The following is a 22,303-nucleotide window of genomic DNA, read 5'->3' as shown; positions in this document are numbered from 1 at the left end:
CTCGGCGGTGCGGAGAGACCTCCATCGACCGCGTCCGATATGGACCGGTACCTCCTGACGGCAATGCTCTGAGACCCGTGGACGGGTTGTGCCGCGGGTCGACCCCAGGCGGAGGGTGGAATCCGGATTAGAAATACTCCGCGCAGCGCGTTGACCCTGCCGTCCGATGCGTCTACTTTTGCTTCAACACGTGAGCGGCATCACTACTGGTCCCGGTCGGTGGGCGGGCCCCGGCTCCGTCATCCCTTCCCCCGGAGGAATCGCATGAGCACCCCCTCGACCGTCGCCAGGAAGACCACCGGGCCTCTGCAGCACAGCGAATGGCTGCCCTCGCCGCACGATCCCCCGGTCCTCGAGGACACCGTCGGCGGCCTGCTGCGCCGTCAGGCGGAGGCGAGGCCGGACGCAGTGGCGCTGGTTGCGACCCGCCACGACGGTGCCGCTGAGCGTTGGACGTACGCACAGCTGCTGAGCGAGGCGAACCGGGTGGCCGGTGGTCTGCTCGAGGTCGCCGGGCCAGGGGACCACGTCGCGATCTGGGCGCCCAACGTGGCCGAGTGGACCGTCGTGCAGTACGGCGCCGCGCTCGCCGGGGTGGTACTGGTGGCGCTCAACCCGGCGCTGCGACCCGGCGAGCTCGAGTACGCCCTGCGGCTCTCCCGGGCCACGGTGCTGATCCACGCCGATCAGGTTCGGGGCCACGACCTCACCGAGATCGTCGCCGAGGTGGTGCCGCGTGTCCCCGCGGTCCGCTCGGTGATCAGCCTCTCGGACCGCGCCCGGCTGTACGGGACCGAGCCGGAGCTCGTGGAGCGCAGCGATCCGGCGGCGCCCGCGATGATGCAGTTCACCTCGGGGACCACCGGGCGCCCGAAGGGGGTGTTGCTGGCCCACCGGTCGCTGGTCAACAACGCCCGGTTCACGATGCTCACCGCCGAGGCCCGGGAGGGCGCGGTGGCCATCGCCCCGTTGCCCACCTTCCACACCGCGGGCTGTGTGATCTCCACGCTCGGTCCTGCGTTCCTCGGTGGCACTATGGTGCTGATCGAGAAGTTCGAGCCCGGCCCGGTGCTCGAGGCCATGCGGCGCGAGGGTGCGTCGATCCTCATGAGCGTGCCGACCGTCCTCGGCGCGGTCCTGCACGCCGCGCAGGCCCAGGGCGGCCAGGCCCCCCAGCTCGAGACGGTGCTCGTCGGCGCCGCCACCGTCCCGGGTTCGATGATCGAGAAGGTCGCGCAGACGTTCGGCGCGCACGTCCACAACCTCTACGGGCAGACCGAGCTGTCGCCGGTGCTGAGCCTGACCCGGCGCTCCGACTCGCGAGAGGACCTCGTGACGAGCGTCGGGCGCCCCCTCCCCCAGGCCGCGGCGCGCATCGTGGATCCGGCGACCGGCCGGATCCAGCCGCTCGGCGAGGTCGGCGAGGTGTGCGCCCGGGGTTACAACCAGATGCTGGAGTACTACGACGACCCCGAGGCGACCGCTGCGACGGTGGACGCCGACGGGTTCGTGCACACCGGCGACCTCGGGTCGATGGACGCCCGCGGCATGATCACCCTGACCGGGCGGTTGAAGGAACTGATCATCCGGGGCGGCGAGAACATCTCGCCCGCCGAGATCGAGATCGCTCTGGCCGAGCACCCCGCGGTGGCCGAGTCGGCGGTCGTCGGACTGCCCGACCCGAAGTGGGGCGAGATCGTTGCCGCCGCGGTCCGCACCCACGAGACACCGACCGCGGGCCTGGAGCAGGAGCTGATCGAGCACTGCCTCGCCCGCCTGACCCCGTTCAAGGTGCCGGTGCGGTGGTTCTTCGTCGACGACCTCCCGCACACTGCCTCGGGAAAGGTGCAGAAGTTCGTCCTGCGGGACAGGCTCTCAGACTGAAGGAGCACGAAGGGACCCCGGGGCGAGACGGGAGGTTCTAGCCGCCGATGCCCCGGGGCCCCTTCAAGTCGGTTCAGCCGAGGATCTCGGCAGCCCGCTTCGACAGCTTGAACTTCTGCACCTTGCCGGTGGGCGTGGTGGGCAGCTCCTCGGCGGTGGTGAGGAGGATGTGCTTGGGCACCTTGAACCGCGCGAGCTTCTCCTTGCACACCGCGATCAGCTCGTCGGTGTCGACGTGCGCGCCCGGCTCCGGCACGATCCAGGCACAGCCCACCTCGCCCCACCGCTCGTCCGGCACTCCGACGGCATAGGCCTGGCTGACCCCCGGGTACTGCGTGAGCAGCTCCTCGACCTCCTTCGGCATCACCAGCTCGCCACCGCTCTTGTAGAGCTCCTTGCTGCGACCCGTGATCTGCACGTAGCCGTCGTCGCCGACACGACCGAGATCCCCGGAGAACACCCAGCCGTCCCGCAGTGCTGCGGCCGTCTCCACGGGCTTGTCCCAGAAGCCCAGCATGTGGGTCGGACCCGTGGAGGTCAGTTCCCCCTCGGCGCCTTGGGGCAGCTCCTCGGAGGTGATCGGGTCCACCGTCCGGTAGCGACAGATGTCGTGACCGTACTCGGCGACGCCGGCGACACCCGCAAGCTTGACCCGACCGACCGTGCCCGAGTGCCGATCCAGCGGGTCCTCCGGCAAGGACATGGTCATCGCCCCGCCGCACTCGGTCATCCCGTAACCGGTGGTGATCTCGGTGATCCCGAGTTCCTCCTGCACCTTCTGCCACAGCCAGACCGGTGCGGGAGCCGCCCCGGAGAGCACGGCGAACACCGACGAGAGATCACGGACCTTGCGGTCCGGGTGCTCGAGCAGTGCCACGGTCATCGTCGGCACACAGAGGATCTCCGTCGCCCGGTGCCGCTCGATCCCCGCGAAGTAGTCCGCAGGCGAGAACGCGGTCCGGGGGATGATCGCCCCGCCGACGAACATGGCGGCGAGCAGGCCCTCGACGTAGCCGAACATGTGGTAGCAGGGCAGGGAGAACAGGATCCGCCTGCCGTCCTCGAACGCCCGGGTCAGCGCGGAGGCGTACCCGGTGCGCTGGACCGCGTCGTGGGTGACCATCACCCCTTTCGGCGAGCCCGTGGTGCCCGAGGTGTAGAGGATGTCCCCGAGGTCGGTGGGGGCCGCCCCGTGCTCGGCGGCGGCACCCGCGTTCTCGACGCCGAGTGCGTCGAGCTCGTCCACCGTGCGCACGCCGTCCCTGACCCGGCCATCGGTGCTGAGTTGGACCACCGCCCGCAGGTGGGGGAGCTGCTCGGTCCCGCCCTGCTCCCAGCCCGGGGCGATCTCGTCCAGCATCGCCAGGTAGTCGAGGCCGGAGAAACCGGTCATCGTGATCAGTACGTTGCACTGCGACTGGCGGAGCACATAGGCGAGCTCGTCCCGCCGGTACAGGTAGTTGAACGGGATCGCCACGGCGCCGGCTCGCGCGATCGCGAACTTGAGCGGAGTGAACTCGAGGTAGTTCGCCATCAGCATCCCGACCCGGTCACCGCGCCGCACGCCGAGCGCGGCGAGCCCGTCCCCGAGGCGGGTCGCCCAGTCCGCCGTGTCGCGGTAGCTGATCGTCCGGTCGTCCGTGATGACCAGCGGACGATCCGGGAACTCGGCCGCGCAGTGGTCCAGCCTGCGGTCCAGGGTCATGGGCTCCCACGCGGGGAAGCGGGCCTCGAGAGCGGCGCGTCTCGCGGCGATCGTGTCCGACATCAGCGTCCTCCTCGACGTCACTTAATCGTGTGTAGATTAGTGACGGGTTTGGCACTCTTCAAGGCCGCAGGCCTGCCCGATTCACCCGATCACGCGCTGCGATGCGGAGCGCCGCCGAGCGTCACCGCGCTCGGCGGCGGCCTTCCTCAGGGCTCGACGGCGATCCCGGCCTCGAGCAGCTTTTCCACGTCCAGTCCGGCTTCGCAGAGCACGTCGCGGGTATCCCGCCCGGGGACGGGCGGCGCGGCGGGTGCGCCCGTCGGATGGGCGGAGAAGCGTGGAGCAGCCCCCGGTTGGAGCAGGCCGTCCGTCTCGGTGACACTCCCCCGCGCCGCGACGTGCGGGTGTGCCGCGGCCTCCCGCAGGCCGACCACCGGAGCCACGCATGCGTCCGTGCCGTCGAAGACCGCCGACCAGTCCGCGCGGGTCCTCGTGGCGAACGCCTCCGCCAGCACCTGCCGCAGCTCCGGCCAGGTCGAGCGGTCGTTCTGCGCCTCCGGCGCCGCACGCGACGGGTCGACCTCCAGCAGCCGCAGCAGCTCGGCGTAGAACTTGGGCTCGATGGCGCCGACCGCCATGTACTGCCCGTCCGCGGTGGCGTAGACGGAGTAGTAGGGCGCCCCGCCGTCGAGCATGTTCTCGCCGCGCCGGTCGGTCCACCGACCCGACCCGAGCAACGAGTGCACGACCGCCAGCAGGTGCGACGCGCCGTCGACGATCGCGGCGTCGACGACCTGCCCGCGCCCGGTCCGCTCCGCCTCCAGCAGTGCCGCGAGGATGCCGGTGACCAGGTACATCGACCCGCCGCCGAAGTCACCAATCAGGTTCAGCGGGATCTGGGGCGGCCCGCCGGCCGGGCCGATGGCCCCGAGCGCGCCGGTCACGGCGATGTAGCCGATGTCGTGTCCGGCGGTGTGCGCCAGGGGACCCTCCTGTCCCCACCCCGTCATGCGCCCGTAGACGAGCTTCGGGTTGCGTGACCACACTGCGTCCGGACCGACCCCGAGGCGCTCGGCCACTCCCGGCCGGTACCCCTCCACCAGCGCGTCCGCCCCTTCTGCCAGGGTGAGTACCGCCTCGACGGCCTCGGGCCTCTTGAGGTCCAGGACGATCGATCGCTTGCCGCGGTTCAGCACGTCTGCCTTGCCCGGGGCCGGCGCGACGCCGGAGCCGGACGGACGGTCGATCCGGATCACCTCGGCCCCCATGTCGGCGAGCAGCATGCACGCGAACGGGCCCGGCCCGATGCCGGCGAGCTCGAGGACGCGCCTGCCTGCGAGCGGGCCGCGGGTGGTCGGGTGCACCATGGACATCAGCTCCCTTTTTCTTATTGAGATTAGGGACTAGGGTAGGGGAATGACAGAGGCGCAGCGCTGGGTCCTGGTCGCGGGCGGTTCCGGCGGCATCGGGTCGGCCATCGGACAGGCGCTGGCCGAGGACGGCTGGGACGTCGTCCTGACCTACCGCTCCAATGCGGACGCGGCCAAGGCGGCGGCGGACCGGGTGGTCGCCGCGGGTCGCGAGGCCGCGGTCGTGCAGCTGGACCTGACGGACGCGGCGGCCACGGCCGAGGCCATCCGGTCCGCCGCACCGGAGACCCTGTCCGGGGTGGTCTACGCGTCGGGGCCACACATCCCCATGAAGTACATCTCGGCGATCTCGCCGGAGCGCTACCGGGAGCAGATCCTCGGCGACACCCTGCCCGCGTACAACCTGCTGCACGCGGCAATCGCACCGCTGCGCGAGACGCGGGGGGCGATGGTCGCCCTGGTCACTCCGGCGATCAGCCGGTACTCGAAGAAGGACATGCTGTCGTCGTCGCCCAAGGCCGCGGTGGCGGCGCTGGTGCGCGGGATCGCCTCGGAGGAGGGACGGTTCGGCGTGCGGGTGAACTGCGTCGGCGTCGGGCTGATCGAGGGCGACGGGATGTGGCAGGAGCTGATCGCCCGCGGCGACTACACCGAGGAGCTGTTGGCCACCGCTCGACGCAACCTGGCACTGCGCCACTTCGGCGAGGTGGCGGACATCGCCGAGGCCGTGCGCTTCCTGATGTCGCCCCGCGCGAAGTGGATCACCGGACAGACCTTGGACGTCGACGGCGGCTACGCGCTCTGAGCGCGCCACCGCGGAGGGAACCCGCCATGACCCGACGCATGTCTGCGCTCCCCACGGGCCGCGGGCCGACCAGCGCGCGGCGCAGCGCCTCGAAGTCGGCGCAGACCCGGGAACGCATCCTCGACGCGGCCGCGGTGGTCCTGAACCGCAACGGCTACGCCGGCACCAGGTTGTCCGACATTGCCGAGATCGCCCAGCTGCAGGCTCCGGCGATCTACTACTACTTCTCTTCGCGGGACGAGGTGATCCAGGAGGTGGTCCAGGTCGGCCTGCGTCGGACGATGAGCCACGTCCGCGAGTCGCTCGCTGCCCTGGGAGAGGACGCCTCCGCGATGGAGCGGATCCTGGCGGCGGTCCGCGCCCACCTGGAGATCGTCCTGCGGGACTCCGAGTACTCGGCCGCGGCGATCCGCAACGCCGCACAACTCCCCCCGGCGATCCGCGAGGTCCAGCTGCTGGACCAACGCCGCTACGGTGCGCTCTGGCGGGACCTGGTGGAGGCCGGCCTGCGGACCGGTGAGATCAGCGTCGAGCTCGACCCCCGGGCCGCGCGCATGCTCGTCATCGGGGCGCTGAACTGGGCGCCGGAATGGTGGCGTGAGGACCGCGGCTCCCTCGAGGACACCATCCGCACCGCAGTGCTCCTCGTGCGGAACGGGCTCGCGTCGACGGCACACTGAGCGACGGACCGGCCGGCCCCTTCTTGCCTCCGTACCGGGACCGGCGCGACGACGCGCTCCGAGCGAAGGACAGGCCTATCCGATGCGACGCACCCTCTACACCGACGACCACGAGCAGTACCGGGCCTCGGTCCGTGAGTTCCTGACCCGCGAGGTGCAGCCTCACCACCTCCGGTGGGAGGACCAGCGGGTGATCGACCGGCACGTCTTCCGTGCCGCCGCGGAACAGGGCATCTACGCCCTGGCCGTCCCCGAGGAGTACGGCGGGTCGGGCGAGCGGGACTACCGCTACCGGATGGTCGTCAACGAGGAGATCGCCCGCGTCGGCGCGACCTCGTTCGGCTTGACGCTGGGCCTGCAGGACGACCTCGTCCTGTCCTACCTGCTCGACCTGACCGACGACGAGCAGAAGAAGCGCTGGCTCACCCCCTTCGCCCGCGGCGAACTGCTCGGCGCGCTCGCCATGACCGAACCGGGCACCGGCAGCGACCTGCAGGGCATCCGGACGTCGGCCACGCGGGACGGCGACGCTCCGGACGCGGACTGGATCCTGAACGGCCAGAAGACCTTCATCTCCAGCGCGCACAGCGCGGACCTCGTCATCGTCGCGGTGCGAACGGATCCCGACGCGGGCTCGCGCGGTTTCAGCCTCCTCGTCGTCGAGCGCGGGATGCGGGGCTTCGAACGCGGCCGCAAGCTCGAGAAGGTCGGTCTTCACGGTCAGGACACGGGCGAGCTCTACTTCACGAATGTCCGCATCCCCGCGTCGAATCTCATCGGCACCGAGGGCCACGGCATGCAGCACCTGATGAGCCACCTGCCCCAGGAACGGCTCGGGATCATCGCCTCGGCCTACGCCTCCGCCCGCGCGGTGTACCGGGAGACCGCACGGTACTGCTTCGAGCGTCGCGCCTTCGGCCGAGCCGTCGGGGACTTCCAGAACACGCGATTCGTCCTGGCCGAGATCGAGACCGAGCTCGACGTCGCCGAAGCCTTCGTCGACAAGTGTGTGTCGGCGTTCAACGCGGGCGGCCTGTCCCCCACCGACGCCGCCAAGGGCAAGTGGTTCCTGTCCGAACTCCAGAAGCGGGTGGTCGACCGCTGTGTGCAGCTGCACGGCGGTTACGGCTACATGCTCGAGTACCCGGTCGCGCGAGCATTCGTGGACAGCCGTATCCAGACCATCTACGGCGGCACGACGGAGATCATGAAGGAGCTCGTCGGGCGGGAGATCGCGGCACGGCACAGGAACTGACTGACCTGACCCCCGTTGACGACCCTCCGCCTTTAATTTATTCTGTATTAAGAAGTCGATCGAAGGAGATGCCGTGACTTCCGTGCAACCCGACAGCTCGTTCGACGCTCTCGTGGTGGGCGCCGGTGCGGGGGGCCTCTTCGCGGCGGCCCGACTCGCCCACGCCGGCTACAGGACGCTGGTCGTCGAGCGACTCGACAAGGTCGGCGGGCGGGCCTCGACCACCGACATCGACGGATTCAAGGTCAACGACGGGGCGATCGTCATCGAGGTCGGTGGCATCACCGAGGAGACGTTCGCCGAGGTCGGTGCAGAGTTCGACGTCCGCACGCCGGAGGTACCGGTGCTCTACCGGGTCGGCAACAAGGACCTCGACGTGACCCGCGGTGGCTGGGGCCTGCTGCTGTCGAAACTCACCCGTCAGGGCGCGAAGCTCGTCAGCGGTATCGGTGCCGCCCGCAAGGACGACGACGCACTCCCCGGCAGCGAGCTCTCCACTGCGGAGTGGGTGGCGAAGTACTCGAGGAACGACGCGGTGCAGGGCGTGTTCCGCAACATGTGCGCCTCGGTCTTCGCGGTGGGTTCGGAGGAGCTTCCCGCCCGGGTCTTCCTCACCTACTTCACCCGCAAGTCCGCGTTCAAGCGCTTCGGCTTCTGCCCGGACGGCACGATCGGCGTGTGGGAGTCCCTGGCTTCCACCGTCACCGCCCGCGGCGGCGAGGTCTGGCTGTCCAGCGAGGTCGAGCGGTTGCACGTCGCGGACGGGAAGGTCACCGGCGCGACGATCCGCCGGGACGGAAGGACCTTGGAGGTCGGCTGTCGGGTGGCGGTCAGCAACACGGGACCGGCGGGCACGGTGTCACTGGTCGGCGAGGAGAACCTGCCGGAGGAGTACCGCGAGCAGGTCCGCATCAAGGACCGGCCGTGCTCGATGCTGGCCGTCAACTTCGCCAGCCAGGACCGGCTGATCGACGTGCCGGGCATGCTGCTGTTCTCCAAGAGCGAGCGGCTCTGCTACGTCGCCAACTTCACCGACTCCTGCCCCGAGATGGCCCCTCCCGGCTGGAACCTCTACGTCGGAGCGTCGGTGCCGAAGCCGAGCGTGGGCCCGTTCGACGAGGAGAAGGAGGTCGAGCTGCTCAAGCAGGACCTGCGCGAGCACGTCCCCGGCTTCGACGCCGCTCGTATCCTGTCGGTCGCGGTGATGAAGGACGGCTGGCCGCCGCAGCGCGCCGTCGCCGGCTACGACCTCCAGTCGGACACGCCGATCGCCAACCTCTGGAACGTCGGGGACGGTGTGAAGGAGTACGCGAACGGCGGGACCACCGCCTGCGCCGAGACCGCCAAGCTCGTCGTCGAGCAGATCAAGGCGGACCACCCGCTCTCCGCGGCCGTCTGACCCCTGATCCCCCGCCGCCGTCGGGCCCGAGCCGGACGGCGGCGGTGTCACGTCTCAGGAAGTTGAGTACCGGCGGACGCCGTTCACCTCGGCCCGTACGCCAGCCGCAGGGAGTCCAGGTAGCTGCGCAGCGGCGCGGGCTCCGGGGCGCGCTCGTACCCGATGGACGGCGTGATGTGGGGTAGCACGTGGTCGCCTGTGAACAGCACCCCCAGCGTCGCGTCGCGGGCGACGATGTGCCCGCGGGTGTGCCCCGGAGTGGCCCGGACCTCGAGCTCGCGGCCGCCCGCCGGAACCTGCTGCCCGTCGTCGAGCCAGATGTCGGGCTCGCCCCACGGAGCGTTGTCCGCCAGGTCCCCCTCCTTCGACCACACCGCCATCTCGGCTGCGAGCTCGGGCGCTCCTGCGACGACGAGCTGGTCCGACTGCGGTCCGCCCACCTCCTGGCGGCGTTTCATCGCCTCCACCGAGTGTTGCTCCCCGCGGCCCAGCAGAACCCGTGTGCCGTGGTCACGGCGGACGACGAGGGCCTGGGTGTAGTGGTCGTGGTGCGAGTGCGTCACGAGGATCGCCGCCACGTCCGCGAGGCCGTGGCCGAGTGCGCGCAGGCCGGCCTCGAGCACGCCACCGTCGGCACCCGCCCACCCCGAGTCGATCAGGACGGGACCCCCGGGACCCTCGATCACGTACACGTTCACCGCCCGCAGTCCGTTGAGGGGCAGCGGCAGCGGGATGCGGTGCACCCCCGGCAGCACCGGGTGCGCACCGGGCTCGGTCCAGTTCTCCGGCTGCTCCGCCAGCTCGACAGTCATGCGGGCTCCTCCTCGGTCGGATCTTTTCATCTACATTCGGCGTCCGGGCCCGCGGACCCGTGTGACCCACACAGTCCTTTTGAATATGGATTCGACACCGTAGGGTCGATGCCGTGACCACGACGACGTACGTCGACGTGCGCTACGGGGTCGACGACGCCGTCGCGCACATCGAGCTGCACCGCCCCGAATCACTGAACGCCTGGACGCCGGACATGGGCCGCGAACTGCTGGATGCGGTGCGCCGCGCCGCCGCGGACGACGACGTTCGGGCCGTCCTGGTCACGGGCGCGGGCCGGGCGTTCTGCGCGGGCGCGGACGTGAAAAGCCCCCGTGAGCTGACCCCGGAGGGCGCTCCCGATCTCTCCACCCGGCTGCGCGAGATCTACAACCCGATCGTCCAGCAGATCCGGGCGACCCCGAAGCCCTACGTCGCTGCCGTGCACGGAGCGTGTGCCGGTCTCGGAGTGTCGCTCGCCCTGGCCTGCGACCTGCTGCTCGCCTCCGACGACGCCTACCTCATGCTGGCGTTCGTGCGGATCGGTGTGATGCCGGACGGCGGTGCGACGGCGTTTCTCACCGAGCGCGTCGGCCTCGCCCGAGCCGCCGAGCTGTGCATGCTCGGCGACAAGCTCCCGGCCGCGAAAGCCGAGCGCTGGGGCCTGGTGAACGCTGTGCATCCCGCTGCCGAGCTCCTCCCGGCGGCCGAGGCTCTGGCTTCCCGGCTCGCGCACGCTCCCACGGTTGCGCTCGGCAGCATGAAGCGCGCTCTCGGCCAGGCTGCTCAGCGCCACCTCGCCGAGCAACTCGAGTTGGAGGCGACCCTGCAGCAGAGCCACGCCACGACCGCCGACTACATCGAGGGGCGCACCGCCTTCGCCGAGAAGCGGGCACCGCAGTATCTCGGGCGCTGACGCGCCTCGCCGGCCCGGCTGGTTCGACCCAGCCGGGCCGCACGTACTAGAGACGCTCGATGATGGTGGCGTTCGCCATGCCCCCCGCCTCGCACATGGTCTGGAGGCCGTAGCGACCACCGGTCGCCTCGAGGTGGTTCAGCAGCGTGACGAGCAGCCGGGTGCCGGATGACCCCAGGGCGTGGCCCAACGCGATCGCCCCGCCGCGCGGGTTCAGCTTCTCGGGGTCGGCACCGAACTCGCGCGCCCACGCCAGCGGGACCGAGGCGAACGCCTCGTTCACCTCGTATACGTCGATGTCGTCCAGGCTCAGCCCGCTGCGAGCGAGGATCTTGTGCGTGGCCGGGATCGGGCCGGTCAGCATGAACAGCGGGTCGTCGCCGACCACGGAGAACGAGTGGAAGCGTGCCCGCGCCCGCAGTCCGAGCTCGTTAGCCCGTCGCTCGCTCATGATCAACACCGCGGACGCACCGTCCGTGAGCGGCGACGAGTTGCCGGGTGTGATCTTCCAGTCGATGTCCGGGAACCGCGCGACCATCTCGTCGGTCCGGAAGGACGCCCGTAGGTTGCCGAGCCCCTCGGCGGTCGTTCCCGGGCGCACCGTCTCGTCGGTGACGAGCTCCGGTGCCTCGGCGACCGGAACGACCTCGGCGTCGAAGCCGCCGTCCGCCCAGGTCTTCGCGGCGCGGCGGTGCGACTCGGCAGCGTAGGCGTCCAGATCCTCCCGCTCCAGCTTCCAGCGCTGGGCGACCAGTTCGGCCGACACGCCCTGGTTCACCAGCCCCTCCGGGTAACGGGCGTCCGCACGCTTGCCCATGCTGCTGGGGCGGGAGCTGCCGATCGGCACGACACTCATGGACTCGATGCCCGCCGCGATCACGATCTCGTGCGATCCCGCCAGGATCGACTGCGCGCCGAACGTCGCGGCCTGCTGACTCGACCCACACTGCCGGTTGAGCGTGGTGCTGGGCACCGACTCCGGGAAGCCCGCCCCGAGGACGGCGTTGCGGCCGATGTTGCCGGACTGCTCCCCCACCTGCTGTGCACAGCCGGTGATGACGTCCTCGACGAGCGCGGGATCGATGCCGGTTCGCTCGACGAGTGCCGCGAGCTGCCCGGCCAGCAGGTCCGACGGGTGCACCGCCGAGAGCCCTCCGCCGGACTTGCCCTTGCCGACCGGCGTTCTCACGGCATCGACGATGACGGCGTTCTCCACAGCGACTCCCCTACGAGCACGGAACTGTTTCTAATTCAGAGTAGAACACGCCGAGGGGCGGCGGGCAAACGCCGCGACGTGCGGCTTCTCATATCCTTGAGATCGTGCCCCGCAAGACGATCGCGCCCACCGACCAGGAGAGTGCCGACTCCAAGTCGGCCCGGACCCGCGCGCGCCTGCTCGACGCGACGGCGAAGGTACTGGCGCGCAAGGGTTTCAGTGGAACACGCCTCTCGGACATCGCCGAGGAGGCACACGTCCAAGCCCCCGCGATCTACTACTACTACCCGTCCCGCGAGGATCTGATCGAGGCGGTCCTCTTCGCCGGGGCGAAGGCGATGCACGAGTTCCTGACCGAGCGGCTCGCCGAGCTCCCGGCGACCACGTCACCGTCGGACAGGCTCGCGGCCGCGGTCGAGGCACACCTGCGGCATGAGCTCGAGCTGTCGGACTACGCGCGGGCGGTGATCCGCAATGCGAACCAGATGCCCGAGCAGTTCAGCCGCCGCGCGCTCGAGACGGTGGCGCAGTACAACGAGATCTGGCGAGGCCTGATCGAGGACCTGGCGGCAGCGGGTCTGCTGCGGTCCGACGTGGAGCCGTCCGTCGGGAGGATGCTGGTACTGGGCGCCTTGAACTGGTCCGTGGAGTGGTTCGACGCAAAGCGCGGATCCCTCGACGAGGTGATCGCCGTGGCGAAGTCGATGGTGCTCCACGCCCTGCGGCCCTGAGGTCTCTCGCCCGGGCCGCAGGAGGGAGAACTACGGCAGCCGGTGCTGAGGCCCGTCGGGGCGGACCCTCGGGATCTCCCTGGTCTCGGCCTCCGACGACGGCCGGCCGTACGGGGCGGCGCCGACGACGATCTGGGGGACGGGCGGTGAGGTCTGCTCCTGCTGGGAGCGGCGGATGGCCTCCTGCGCGGCGGGCGGCAGGGCGTGCATCATCTCCGCCACCCGCTGCTGCCGGCGGGCCACGGCCTTGCGCTCGGGCAGGCCCGCGGTGGCGTCGAGCTGGGGCTTGATCGGGGGCAGCCCGGACAGCTCGTCCACCTCGGCCATCTCCCGGGCCGCCTGGGCGGTGTCCTTCTCCTCCGACATGCCGATCGGGCCCTGCCGGCGGCCGTTGAGGAACTGCGCCACCACCGGGTCCTCGCTGGTGAGCAGCACCTCCCGCGGGCCGAACATCGCCAGGTGCTTGCGGTAGAGCATCCCGATGTTGTCCGGCACCGTCTGCGCGGTGTTGATGTCGTGGGTGACGATCAGGAACGTCGCGTCCGTCTGCGCGTTCAGGTCGATGATCAGCTGGTTCAGGTACGCCGTGCGCACCGGGTCCAGCCCGGAGTCCGGCTCGTCGAACAGGATGATCTCCGGATCGAGCACCAGCGCCCGGGCCAGCCCGGCACGCTTGCGCATGCCGCCGGAGATCTCGCCGGGCAGCTTCTTCTCGTCGCCCTTGAGCCCGACCATGTCCATCTTCTCCGCGACGATGTCGCGGATCTCCGACTCCGGCTTCTTGGTGTGCTCGCGCAGCGGGAAGGCGATGTTGTCGTAGAGGTTCATCGAGCCGAACAGCGCGCCGTCCTGGAACAGCACCCCGAACAGCTTCCGGATCTCGTAGAGCCGGTTCTCGCTGCACCGCACCAGGTCGGTGTCGTGGATGACGATCGAGCCCTTCTCCGGCTTGAGCAGCCCGATCAGCGACTTGAGGAACACCGACTTGCCGGTGCCGGAGGGGCCGAGCAGCACGCTGACCTCACCGGGCGGCAGCGTCAGCGTGACGTCCGACCAGATGTTCGCGCGCCCGAAGGACTTCGTCAGCCCCTCGACCGTGACTTCGACTCCTGGCATTCTTCGCCCCTAGATCGGCTTGAGGTCGGCGACGAGCCAGCGGCCGTCGACACGGTCCATGACGACGCGGACCCGGCTGCCGGATTGGGCGGGCGAGGCCGCCGCGGGCGCCTGGGTGGTCTGGTTGACGAACAACAGGGCCGTCACCTCGTCCGCCGCCTGCGAATCGAGCTCCACGGAACTGCTCGTGACCTCGGCCTTCGTCGTGATCTGCTGGCTCTTCGCAGCGGGCGCGACGACCTGCGTGATCAGGGTGCCGTAGTCCTGCCGGAATCCGTCGGTGAGGTCCGCCCCGAGCCGGTCCAGCATCCCGTCGACCGAGGCCGGCTCGTAGCTGAGCAGCTGCGGCACGGTCCGGACCGCGGTGGCACGGGCGGCGTCCCGGTCCGCAACGGCGGATAAGTCCTTGTGCAGGAGGAAGGCGCCGGTGCTCGCAAGGGCCAGCATGACGAGGGCGACGGCTCCCGCTGCGACGAGGACGGCGCGAGGGCGCCTGCGGAGCAGTGCCCGGTACCCCGACCACAGTCGGGCCGGCTGGGCGGCCGCCACGCGCAGCGGACGGGTCAGGGCCCCGAGCCGTGCGCCGAGCCCGGTGCGGGTCGACGCGGCGTTCCCGCCCTCACCCGTCAGGCCGTCCTCTCCCTCGGCGGCGACATCGGAGACGGTCCTGGTCTCCGTGGCGTCCGTGGTCTCCTTCCGGTCGTCGACGACTCCGTCGAGGAGATCGGTGTCCCGATCGTCGTGTCGAGTGGTCATGGTGTGGTCCCTCCCGCTCACGCGACGAACTCGACGGCCGACGCCAGCCAGCGGCCGTCCACGCGCTGCATGGTCATGGACAGTCGGTAGTCGCGGTTCTCGGGCTGGGTGGCGGCGCTGTTGGTCACCTGCGAGTGCACGGCGGCGAGGACGCGCGCGGTGTCGCCGTCGAGGCTGTCCAGCCCGACGGCGACGACCTGCCCCTCGGTGGAGACCTTTGCCTGCTGGACGATCTGCACGAACGGGTCGCGACGCTGGGCGAACTGATCCCGGAAGTCACCGGTGGAAGCGTCCAGCAGGCGCTGCAGGTCCGCGTCCGCGCTGTCCGCCTTGATGCTCGTCAGGTAGGTGGCGACCTGGCGGGCGGCGTCGGCCGCCGCCTGGCCGTCGGCAGCGTTGCGCTCGCCGTTCCAGGCCGCCACCCCGATCACCAGCGCGGCCACGGTCGCCAGCGCCGCGATGGCACTGACGATCGCTGCCGCGCGTGACCGGCTGCCGCGGGGGGCATTCCGCGGTCCCGCCTCGACCGCGTCGAGCCGAGTGGTGGGGCGGGCGTCGGCCTCGTGGTCGGCGTCGAGCACCGAGGTGCTCCCGTTCAGTTGCCGACCGGACGGAGCAGCAGGCTCTGCCATGTCATGTCCTCCTCGGGTGCGGTGGGGGCTCCGACGTTGCGGAGGTAGTACGGCGTGCCATCGGGGCCGATCGGGCGCCCCGCGAGCGGGTCCGGAGCGGCGGCCCCGCCGCCGAACACGGCAGCGAGTGCCGAGCCGGGCGGGAACGGTGGGTTGTCCGGGGCCACGACCGGCGCCCGGCCGCCGCGACAGTCGGCGACGGTGCCGGCGCGCGTCCCCGGGTTGTCCGCGCAGGGCGTGTTGCGGGCGCCGCGCACAGTGCTCGGGTCCTGGGACGGGAGCCGACAGAAGGCGCTCACCCAGGGGCCGGGCGAGGTGTCCGCAGGGTCGCGCCACTGGTCCGCGGGGACGAAACCCTGTGTGCAGGCGGGCGGGCTGTTCAGAGCGGCGTCGAGATCAACGTTCACCTTGTTGTCGGCCCCGTTCGGCAGGACCGCGGATTGCCCCCCGGCGACGAGTGCGGGATAGGCGACCAGGATCGTCTCCAGATTCGGCGAGTAGGTGTCCAGGACTCCGCCGACCGTGACCAGGTTCGCCAGCAGCACCGGCAGCGGCCCCCGCACGTCGTCGAGCAGGCCGTTCACCTCGTTCGCGAACGGCCGCCCGTTGGCGAGCAGGCCTCGGATGTCCGGGTCGCTCGCCCGGAGCTGGTCGGTCACGCCGGCCAGGTCCGCGGTCAGCGAGCGCAGCTCCGGCGAGATCTCGTTCACCGAGCCCAGCACCGGCTGCAGGTCGTCGAGCAGCTGGGCCGTCGCGGGGTAGTTCGCGTCCGCGGCCCGGACGAAGCGGCCACCATTGTCGATGATGCGCTGCAGGTCTCCTCCGCTGTTGCGGAACGCGGCGTAGGCCTCGTCGACGACCGTGTTCAGGTCGTCGGCGGGCAGCTTCGCGACGACGGCGTTGACCTGGTCGAGCACCGGGCCGATCTGGATCGGAACGGACGTCTGGGCCACGGGGATGACGTCCCCGGCGGCGAGGAACGGGCCCGCCGGGAACTCGGGGACCAGGTCGACGTACTGCTCGCCGACGGCCGAGAGACTGTGCACCTCGGCGCGCACGCTGCGCGGGACGTCGACGTCGGAGTCGATCTGGAGGTGGGCGGCCACGCCGGCGTCGGTCAGCCGCACGGCGGTGACCCGCCCGACGGCACTTCCCCGGTAGTTGACCTCGGCGCCCTCGTAGAGCCGGCCCGCGTCGGTGAACTCGGCGGTCAGGTCGTACTTGCCGATCCCGAGCGCCGCCGGAACCCGCAGGAAGACCGTGCCGAGCACGAGCGCGCCGACGATCGAGGCGACGGTGAGCGCGAGCAGCTGGCCGCGGACGAACCTGGTGAGAATCATCGTCCACCCCCGAGGAGCGAACCGAGCAGACCACCGGGCTGTTGCGGCTCCGGCTGCGGTGCTTCCTCCGCGGCCGGGACTGGTGCCGGCGGGGAGGCCGTGGCCTCGGGCTGTCCGGCTAGCTCTCCCAATGGGTTGCGCAGGGGATCGGCCGCATCCCCCGCCTGCCCCGGCGCGAGGCCGCCGAGCAGGTTCTGCACGCCGAAGAGGCTGCCCTGCAACGGCGTCCCCGTGAGCAGGTCGGCGTCGATCTTGCTCAGCTGCAGGTCGATGGTGAGGCCGAGGTTGCAGTAGTCGCCCCTGCACGCCATCGGGGTGGTGGCGGCCGGGAAGGGGAAGCTGAGCAGCAGGCCCAGCGACCCCACCAGGTGCTCCTGGGTATCGGCGAGCGTCTTCAGCACCGGCTGCAGGTCGCGCAGGTTTGCGGTGAGGTTCCCCCCGCTCTCGTGCACCACCTGCGTCCCGGTGGCGCTCAGTGCCCGCAGGCGGTCGAGTGCCCTGACCAGGTCGGCCTTCTCGTCGTTCAGGACGGCCAGCGCGGGTCCGAGCTGCTCGAGCGCGGCGGAGATGGTGCTGGTCTGCCCGGCGAGCTCACCGGAGAGCCGGTCGAGACCGTCCAGGGCGGTGGTGATGTCGTCACGCTGCGCGTCGAGTCCGGTCACCACGGTGTCCAACTGCGGGAGCAGCCGCCCTACCGCGCCGTCCTCGCCCCCGAGGGCCCGGTCCAGCTCGCGAGTCACCGTACTGAGCTGGTTGAGGCCGCTTCCGTTGAGCACCAACGAGGTGGCCGCGAGGACCTCTTCGGTGGTCGGGTACGCCTTCGTCCTCGCGAGCGGCACGACATCACCCGCGCGCAGCCGTCCGGTGGGAGCGGCGTCGACCGGCGGGCCCATCTCCAGATAGGACGCACCGAGCAGGCTGTTCTGCCCTACCGCGGCGACCGCGTTGGCGGGCAGCTCGACGCCCTCGCCGAGGCTGACCGTCGCGATCGCGTGCCAGTCCCGGGTGCTCAGACCCGTCACCGTGCCGACGGCGATGTCACCCACCTTGACCTGGGCGTTCGGCTTGAGCGTCCCGACGTCCGGCAGCTCCACGTCGACCGTGTAGGCGCTGGAGCCCGTGCCGACACCACCCGGCAGGGGCAACGAGCTCACGCCCTCGAACTGGCAGCCGGTCAGTGCCACCGAGAGGACCACCCCCACCGCGCCGGCGCCCAGTGCCCGCAGGTTCCTCATCGCTCTCCTCCTCGCGGGGCCAACAGCTCCGACAGCCCGCCCTGACCGGTTACCGGCGGAAGGATGTTCGACGGCTGCCCGTCGGCGGGTGCGGCGTCCCGCGGGCTCGCCGGCACGGGCACGCTGCCCTCACGGGTCACCGGGTCGAGCGCGACCGGCGGGTAGTTCATCGTCAGCAGGTCCAGCAGCGGCCCCAGGTAGGTCGCGCACTGCTTGGCGGCCTCCTGTGGGTCGAGGTTGCCCGCTGCGGCGATGCCCGAGCAGACGAACAGGGACGGGTTCTGCAGGTTCGCCACCGACAGCTGGCCGTGCAACGAGGCTGTGTGCGGGTGGTAGGCGTTGTAGAGGTCGACGATCGGGATCGGCGCCGCGTGCAGCACGCCGGCCAGGTCCTCCTGCTGGGCGGCGAGGATGCCGGTCACGCCGGCGAGCCGGTTCACCGAGGTGCCCAGCCGGTCGCGGTTGTCCTCGACGAACCGCCGGACCGTCACGACGGCCCCGCGCAGGTCGGACAACGCGTTGCCGAGCTGGTCCCGGCTGTCCTCCAAGATGGACGAGACGGACGCGAGCCTGCGGCCGAACTCCTCGATCTGCTGGTCGCTGGTGGCCAGGGCCGCCGTGAAGACCTGCAGGTTGTCGACGGTGCCGAAGAGGTCGTCGGAGCCGTTGGCGAGCGTGGTGGTCGCGGCGGCGAGGTTCTTGAGCGTCTCGTTGAGGCCCGCCCCCTGGCCGCCGAGCGTGTCCGCGCCGACCGACAGGGCCCGCGCGAGCGAGCCGTCGGGGTCGTCCGCGACCGGGCCCAGCGCAGTGGACAGCCGCGAGAGCTGGTCCTTGATCTGGTCCCACTCCACCGGCACGGCGGTGCGCTCCAGCGGGATGGTCGCTCCGTCGTCGAGTGTGGCGCCCCCGGTGTAGCGCGGGGCCAGCTGCAGATAGCGGGTCGTCACCAGACTCGGTGCGACGATCGCGGCCTGGGCGTCCGCGGGCACGTCCTGATCCGAGTCCCAGTGGAAGTCGACCTTGACCTGCCCACCCTCGGGGGTGATGGCGTCGATCTTGCCCACCGGAACACCGAGGATCCGGACCTCGTCGCCCGGGTAGAGGCCGGTGGTGGAGGTGAAGTAGGCGGTCGCGTGGCGCTGCCCGCCCACGCTGAGCACCACGACCATCCCCACCACGATGATCGCCACGACCGACGCGGCGAGGACCTTGAGGTCCAGGATGCGGGTCACCGGCCACCTCCCTGCGGCTGTGCGTCGAGCTTGGGCAGGTAGTCCGACAACGGGATGAGATTGCCCGGAATGAGGTTCTGCACGTAGGCGTTGAAGAACGGCCCGTTGCCGACCGCCTCGCCCACGCCCGTCGCGTAGCCGACGGCGCCCTTGAGGATCTTGGCGATGTTGTCCTCGTTCTGCTGGAGGATCTCGAGGGCCTCGTTGAGCCGGTCGAGGGCCGGGCCGATCTGCTCCCGGTTGTCCGCGACGAGCCCGTTCAGCTCGGCAGCGAGCGCCGAGGCGTTGGCCAGCAGCGCGCTGATGTCGCGCTGCCGCTGCTGGAGCTCGCCCAGCAGAAGGTTGCCGTCGGTGATCAGCAGCTTGACCTGGTCGGACCGCTCGGCCAGCACGCCGGTCACCTGCTGGGCGTGTCCGAGCAGCTCGCGCAGCTGGGCGTCCCGGGAGGCGATCGTCTGGGACAGCCTGCCGACGCCATCGACGGCCGTGCGGAGCTGCGGGCCCTTGCCGTCGAGGGTCTCGGAGACGGTGTCCAGTGCCGTGGACAGCCGGTCGACGTCGATGTCCTCTGACTTCGTGGTCAGGGTCGACAGCGCGTCGGGCAGGTCGTAGGGCGCCGCCGTCCGCGTGCGCGGTATCGGGTCAGCGCCGTCCAACTCGCCGTCGCCGGCCGGCGTGAGCTTGAGGAACTTGTCCCCCAGCACGGTGGCGACGGAGACCGCCGCGGACGTCTGTGACCCGAGGACGACCTCGGGGTCGGTGACCCGGAAGTCCACGCGGACGTCCGGGCCGTCGAGCTCGACGGCCGTCACCCGGCCTATGTCGAAGCCGCCCACCTTCACCGGATCGCCTTCCTTGAGGCCGCCGGCCTCGGAGAACAGGGCGCTGTGGCCAGTGCCACCGATGTTCAGCAGAGCGGTGGAGTTCAGCGCGAGGCCCAGCACGACCAGGATGGCGGCCAGGCCGACGGCGCCCACGACCACCGGGTTCTTGTCACGGAAGCGAATCATGGGAGTCGACACCTCGGGGTGTTCTGGCTGGACCCGAAGACGGGCGAGGTGATGGGCTGTCCTTCGGGGCCGGTCACCTTCACCTGGACGCTGCACAAGTAGAAGTTGAAGAATGAGCCGTAGGACCCGACGCGGTCCAGCGACTGGTAGGCGACCGGCAGCTGGGCCAGCACCGCGTTGAGCGAGTCCTTGTTGTCGGTGAGGACCGTGGCCGTACGGCCTACCTCGGCGATGGTGCCCTGGAGCGGCCCGCGCACCTCGCCGAGCAGCCCGGCGAGGTCACCTGCGAAGCCGTTGATCTCGCTGATCGAGGCGCCGATGGTCTCGCGGTCGCCAGCCAGCCCGGACACGAGCTGTTGCAGCTGGTCCAGCGTCTGGCTCAGCTGCTCGTCCCGCCCGTCCACGGTGCCGAGGACCTCGTTGAGGTTGGTCACGACCCGGCCGATGACGGCGTCACGGTCGGCGAGGGTCCCCGTCAGCGAGGCGGTGTGCCGCAGCAACGAGTCGACGGTCCCGCTCTGGCCCTGCAGCGTGCCGATGAGATCCGTCGCGAGGTCGTTGACCTGCTGCGGCTGCAGTCCCTGGAAGAGCGGCTTGAAGCCGTTGAGCAGGACGTCGAGGTCGAGCGCGGGCACGGTCCGCGTCGTGGGGATGACGACCTCGGGGTCCTGCGGAGCGGTGTCCCCCGCCCCGTCGGCCAGCTCCAGGTACCGGTCACCGATGAGGTTCTCGTAGCGCACGAGCACCTTGGTGCCGCCCAGGACGGGCTGGTCCTCCCGGACGTCGAAGCTCACCGCGACCTGGTTGTCCTTCGACATCGCGATGCCGGTGACCTGGCCGACGTCGACTCCGGCGACCTTCACCAGGTCGCCCTGCTGCACACCGCTGACGTCGGTGAAGTCGGCGGTGTAGGTCGAGGTGGAGACGCCCAGGGTCCCCCGCCCCAGCGTGACCCAGAGGAGGCCGCCGAAGAACACGCCGACGAGCAGGAAGGCGATGACCTTGATCAGCTCGCTACGGACCTTCATCGGTCGCCTCCGGCGGCGGTGGCGAGTGGTCCGAAGAGGATCCTCGCGAAGTCCTGTGTGCCGACCCGCAGGTCGTTGCCCGTGTTCGGGTTCGGGTCGGCCCCGGTGTCCGTGCGCAGATGTGGGCTCGGCCGCTCGTCGGGATCGAGGTACAGGAGACCGTGGCAGGCGGGACCGTTGCCGGCCGCGATCTCGGGGAGGTCGTCCGGCGCCGTGTAGGGCGCCTGACCGATGCTCAGCGTGGTGTTCAGCCGCACCTCCCCCGACTCCCCGCCGACGACGGGCTCCAGGAGCTTGCGTGTCTCGTCGAGGCCGGTGACGAAGCAACCGAGACCGGGGTTGTAGCGGTTCAGCAGCGCAGCCGGGCTGCGCAGCAGGTCGAGTGCTGTCACCAGGTGGGCACGATTCTGCGACAGCAGGTCGTTCGCGTTCCCCGCCAGCGCCGTGACGTCGAGGAGGAACCCGTCGAGCTGGTCCGCCTCGTCCACGATGGATCCGCCGGTCACGGTCAGGTTGTCCAGCACGCGTATGAAGTCCGGGCTGATGTCCGCGAACGTCTGCGTGGTGGTGGCGAGGTCCTGGAGGTCGCGCTGCAGGACGGGCAGCTTACGGTTGATCTTCGCCAGGTAGCCGTCCGCCGTGCTCGCGAATCCGGCGATGTCGTCACCTCTGCCGTCGAGCGCCTTCGACAGCTCGCCCAACGTCGCGTTGATCTTGCTGGGGTCGACCGTGCGCAAGACGACGGCGAGGTTGTCGAACACCGTGTTGACCTCGACCGTCACCTGGCGGTTGTCCAGGACGGCGCCGCTGCGCAGGGGAGTCGCGCTCGGGCTGTCCGGCAGCGCGAGCGCGACGTTCTTCGCCCCGAAGATCGTCGCGGGCTGGATCTCGGCGAGCACGTTGGCGGGGATCCGCTCGATCTCGTCCGGGTCGAGACCGAGGACGAGCTCGACACCGTCGCCGTCGGGACGGACGTCGGTGATCGTCCCGACCTGGACACCCCGCAGCGTGACGGAGTTGCCGGCGTCCATGACCAGGCCGGCCCTGTCCGCCTTCAGCGTGACGGGCACCCGGCTGACGAAGACCTGGGCGTAGAAGGCCGCGGCGAGCGCGAAGAGACCGACGAGGACGCCGATCATGGCGACGCCGACGACGCGGGTCCTGAGCGTGTCGTTCACGA

At 70.5% G+C, this 22,303-nt stretch carries 20 protein-coding genes; 7 read left to right on the top strand and 13 right to left on the bottom strand.

Annotation, left to right across the window (positions count from 1 at the left end; translation table 11 throughout):
* The first annotated feature begins 264 nt into the window (after positions 1 to 264).
* Positions 265 to 1,884: an AMP-binding protein gene (locus tag AB0B41_RS10555; protein WP_358201316.1), complete on the top strand. Its 1,620-nt coding sequence runs from the start codon at positions 265 to 267 to the stop codon at positions 1,882 to 1,884.
* A gap of 73 nt (positions 1,885 to 1,957) precedes the next feature.
* Here the strand turns inward: AB0B41_RS10555 and AB0B41_RS10550 are convergent, their stop codons facing one another.
* Both AB0B41_RS10550 and AB0B41_RS10545 read right to left on the bottom strand, forming a co-directional pair.
* The gene (locus AB0B41_RS10550; RefSeq protein WP_358201314.1) at positions 1,958 to 3,652 is read right to left on the bottom strand and encodes an AMP-binding protein; all 1,695 of its coding nucleotides are present in this window, start codon (positions 3,650 to 3,652) and stop codon (positions 1,958 to 1,960) included.
* Positions 3,653 to 3,798: 146 nt separating this feature from the next.
* Positions 3,799 to 4,959 carry a CaiB/BaiF CoA-transferase family protein gene (locus AB0B41_RS10545; RefSeq protein WP_358201311.1) on the bottom strand — a complete coding sequence of 387 codons (1,161 nt, stop codon included), beginning with the start codon at positions 4,957 to 4,959 and terminating at the stop codon, positions 3,799 to 3,801.
* A gap of 49 nt (positions 4,960 to 5,008) precedes the next feature.
* On the opposite strand from AB0B41_RS10545, the gene AB0B41_RS10540 reads away from it, so the two are divergent.
* The 4 genes from AB0B41_RS10540 (at position 5,009) to AB0B41_RS10525 (ending at position 9,101) form a co-directional block, all read left to right on the top strand.
* Entirely contained in the window at positions 5,009 to 5,767 is a 759-nt protein-coding gene (locus AB0B41_RS10540; protein ID WP_358201308.1) for an SDR family oxidoreductase, read from the top strand.
* Positions 5,768 to 5,805: 38 nt separating this feature from the next.
* A complete protein-coding gene (locus tag AB0B41_RS10535; protein WP_358201306.1) occupies positions 5,806 to 6,447 on the top strand; it encodes a TetR/AcrR family transcriptional regulator in 642 nt (213 codons plus the stop codon).
* 82 nt (positions 6,448 to 6,529) lie between these two features.
* Entirely contained in the window at positions 6,530 to 7,702 is a 1,173-nt protein-coding gene (locus tag AB0B41_RS10530) for an acyl-CoA dehydrogenase family protein (RefSeq protein ID WP_358201304.1), read from the top strand.
* Between the two features lie 73 nt (positions 7,703 to 7,775).
* A complete protein-coding gene (locus AB0B41_RS10525) occupies positions 7,776 to 9,101 on the top strand; it encodes an FAD-dependent oxidoreductase (RefSeq protein ID WP_358201301.1) in 1,326 nt (441 codons plus the stop codon).
* An 83-nt stretch (positions 9,102 to 9,184) separates the two neighbouring features.
* Here the strand turns inward: AB0B41_RS10525 and AB0B41_RS10520 are convergent, their stop codons facing one another.
* Complete coding sequence (locus AB0B41_RS10520; protein ID WP_358201299.1) at positions 9,185 to 9,913, bottom strand: MBL fold metallo-hydrolase; 729 nt, start codon at positions 9,911 to 9,913, stop codon at positions 9,185 to 9,187.
* Between the two features lie 113 nt (positions 9,914 to 10,026).
* On the opposite strand from AB0B41_RS10520, the gene AB0B41_RS10515 reads away from it, so the two are divergent.
* The gene (locus tag AB0B41_RS10515) at positions 10,027 to 10,827 is read left to right on the top strand and encodes an enoyl-CoA hydratase-related protein (RefSeq protein WP_358201297.1); all 801 of its coding nucleotides are present in this window, start codon (positions 10,027 to 10,029) and stop codon (positions 10,825 to 10,827) included.
* A gap of 46 nt (positions 10,828 to 10,873) precedes the next feature.
* On the opposite strand, the gene AB0B41_RS10510 is transcribed toward AB0B41_RS10515, so the two are convergent.
* Positions 10,874 to 12,043: a thiolase family protein gene (locus AB0B41_RS10510; RefSeq protein ID WP_358201294.1), complete on the bottom strand. Its 1,170-nt coding sequence runs from the start codon at positions 12,041 to 12,043 to the stop codon at positions 10,874 to 10,876.
* 104 nt (positions 12,044 to 12,147) lie between these two features.
* Here AB0B41_RS10510 and AB0B41_RS10505 point away from each other — a divergent pair, with 104 nt between their 5' ends.
* On the top strand, positions 12,148 to 12,774 hold the full coding sequence (locus tag AB0B41_RS10505) for a TetR/AcrR family transcriptional regulator (RefSeq protein ID WP_358201292.1): 627 nt from the start codon (positions 12,148 to 12,150) through the stop codon (positions 12,772 to 12,774).
* 30 nt (positions 12,775 to 12,804) lie between these two features.
* On the opposite strand, the gene AB0B41_RS10500 is transcribed toward AB0B41_RS10505, so the two are convergent.
* From AB0B41_RS10500 to AB0B41_RS10460, 9 genes are read right to left on the bottom strand one after another with little or no spacing between them, the layout of a single operon-like run.
* Complete coding sequence (locus tag AB0B41_RS10500) at positions 12,805 to 13,890, bottom strand: ATP-binding cassette domain-containing protein (RefSeq protein ID WP_358201290.1); 1,086 nt, start codon at positions 13,888 to 13,890, stop codon at positions 12,805 to 12,807.
* A gap of 9 nt (positions 13,891 to 13,899) precedes the next feature.
* On the bottom strand, positions 13,900 to 14,646 hold the full coding sequence (locus AB0B41_RS10495) for a hypothetical protein (RefSeq protein ID WP_358201288.1): 747 nt from the start codon (positions 14,644 to 14,646) through the stop codon (positions 13,900 to 13,902).
* Between the two features lie 17 nt (positions 14,647 to 14,663).
* On the bottom strand, positions 14,664 to 15,278 hold the full coding sequence (locus AB0B41_RS10490; RefSeq protein ID WP_358201286.1) for a hypothetical protein: 615 nt from the start codon (positions 15,276 to 15,278) through the stop codon (positions 14,664 to 14,666).
* The gene (locus AB0B41_RS10485) at positions 15,242 to 16,618 is read right to left on the bottom strand and encodes an MlaD family protein (RefSeq protein ID WP_358201283.1); all 1,377 of its coding nucleotides are present in this window, start codon (positions 16,616 to 16,618) and stop codon (positions 15,242 to 15,244) included. The genes AB0B41_RS10490 and AB0B41_RS10485 overlap by 37 nt, the downstream gene beginning before the upstream one ends.
* Complete coding sequence (locus AB0B41_RS10480; protein WP_358201281.1) at positions 16,615 to 17,853, bottom strand: MCE family protein; 1,239 nt, start codon at positions 17,851 to 17,853, stop codon at positions 16,615 to 16,617. The genes AB0B41_RS10485 and AB0B41_RS10480 overlap by 4 nt, the downstream gene beginning before the upstream one ends.
* Entirely contained in the window at positions 17,850 to 19,085 is a 1,236-nt protein-coding gene (locus AB0B41_RS10475; RefSeq protein WP_358201279.1) for an MCE family protein, read from the bottom strand. Before AB0B41_RS10475 ends, AB0B41_RS10480 begins: the two co-directional genes overlap by 4 nt.
* Positions 19,082 to 20,095: an MCE family protein gene (locus tag AB0B41_RS10470; protein WP_358201278.1), complete on the bottom strand. Its 1,014-nt coding sequence runs from the start codon at positions 20,093 to 20,095 to the stop codon at positions 19,082 to 19,084. Before AB0B41_RS10470 ends, AB0B41_RS10475 begins: the two co-directional genes overlap by 4 nt.
* A complete protein-coding gene (locus AB0B41_RS10465; RefSeq protein WP_358201276.1) occupies positions 20,092 to 21,123 on the bottom strand; it encodes an MlaD family protein in 1,032 nt (343 codons plus the stop codon). The genes AB0B41_RS10470 and AB0B41_RS10465 overlap by 4 nt, the downstream gene beginning before the upstream one ends.
* Entirely contained in the window at positions 21,120 to 22,301 is a 1,182-nt protein-coding gene (locus tag AB0B41_RS10460; RefSeq protein ID WP_358201274.1) for an MCE family protein, read from the bottom strand. Before AB0B41_RS10460 ends, AB0B41_RS10465 begins: the two co-directional genes overlap by 4 nt.
* Positions 22,302 to 22,303: the final 2 nt, after the last annotated feature.

The sequence above is a fragment of the Pseudonocardia sp. NPDC049154 genome (assembly GCF_040648315.1).
Classification (GTDB): domain Bacteria; phylum Actinomycetota; class Actinomycetes; order Mycobacteriales; family Pseudonocardiaceae; genus Pseudonocardia.
Note: the sequence above shows the minus strand (reverse complement) of the source record. Positions and strands in the feature narration are given on the sequence as shown.

Bases quoted from the DNA above. Each gene is read 5' to 3' on its own strand.
- AB0B41_RS10480 (WP_358201281.1), bottom strand. From the start codon at position 17,853: ATGAGGAACCTGCGGGCACTGGGCGCCGGCGCGGTGGGGGTGGTCCTC.
- AB0B41_RS10490 (WP_358201286.1), bottom strand. From the start codon at position 15,278: ATGGCAGAGCCTGCTGCTCCGTCCGGTCGGCAACTGAACGGGAGCACC.
- AB0B41_RS10485 (WP_358201283.1), bottom strand. From the start codon at position 16,618: ATGATTCTCACCAGGTTCGTCCGCGGCCAGCTGCTCGCGCTCACCGTC.
- AB0B41_RS10465 (WP_358201276.1), bottom strand. From the start codon at position 21,123: ATGAAGGTCCGTAGCGAGCTGATCAAGGTCATCGCCTTCCTGCTCGTC.
- AB0B41_RS10545 (WP_358201311.1), bottom strand. From the start codon at position 4,959: ATGGTGCACCCGACCACCCGCGGCCCGCTCGCAGGCAGGCGCGTCCTC.
- AB0B41_RS10520 (WP_358201299.1), bottom strand. From the start codon at position 9,913: ATGACTGTCGAGCTGGCGGAGCAGCCGGAGAACTGGACCGAGCCCGGT.
- AB0B41_RS10550 (WP_358201314.1), bottom strand. From the start codon at position 3,652: ATGTCGGACACGATCGCCGCGAGACGCGCCGCTCTCGAGGCCCGCTTC.
- AB0B41_RS10535 (WP_358201306.1), top strand. From the start codon at position 5,806: ATGTCTGCGCTCCCCACGGGCCGCGGGCCGACCAGCGCGCGGCGCAGC.
- AB0B41_RS10540 (WP_358201308.1), top strand. From the start codon at position 5,009: ATGACAGAGGCGCAGCGCTGGGTCCTGGTCGCGGGCGGTTCCGGCGGC.
- AB0B41_RS10500 (WP_358201290.1), bottom strand. From the start codon at position 13,890: ATGCCAGGAGTCGAAGTCACGGTCGAGGGGCTGACGAAGTCCTTCGGG.
- AB0B41_RS10530 (WP_358201304.1), top strand. From the start codon at position 6,530: ATGCGACGCACCCTCTACACCGACGACCACGAGCAGTACCGGGCCTCG.
- AB0B41_RS10470 (WP_358201278.1), bottom strand. From the start codon at position 20,095: ATGATTCGCTTCCGTGACAAGAACCCGGTGGTCGTGGGCGCCGTCGGC.
- AB0B41_RS10495 (WP_358201288.1), bottom strand. From the start codon at position 14,646: ATGACCACTCGACACGACGATCGGGACACCGATCTCCTCGACGGAGTC.
- AB0B41_RS10555 (WP_358201316.1), top strand. From the start codon at position 265: ATGAGCACCCCCTCGACCGTCGCCAGGAAGACCACCGGGCCTCTGCAG.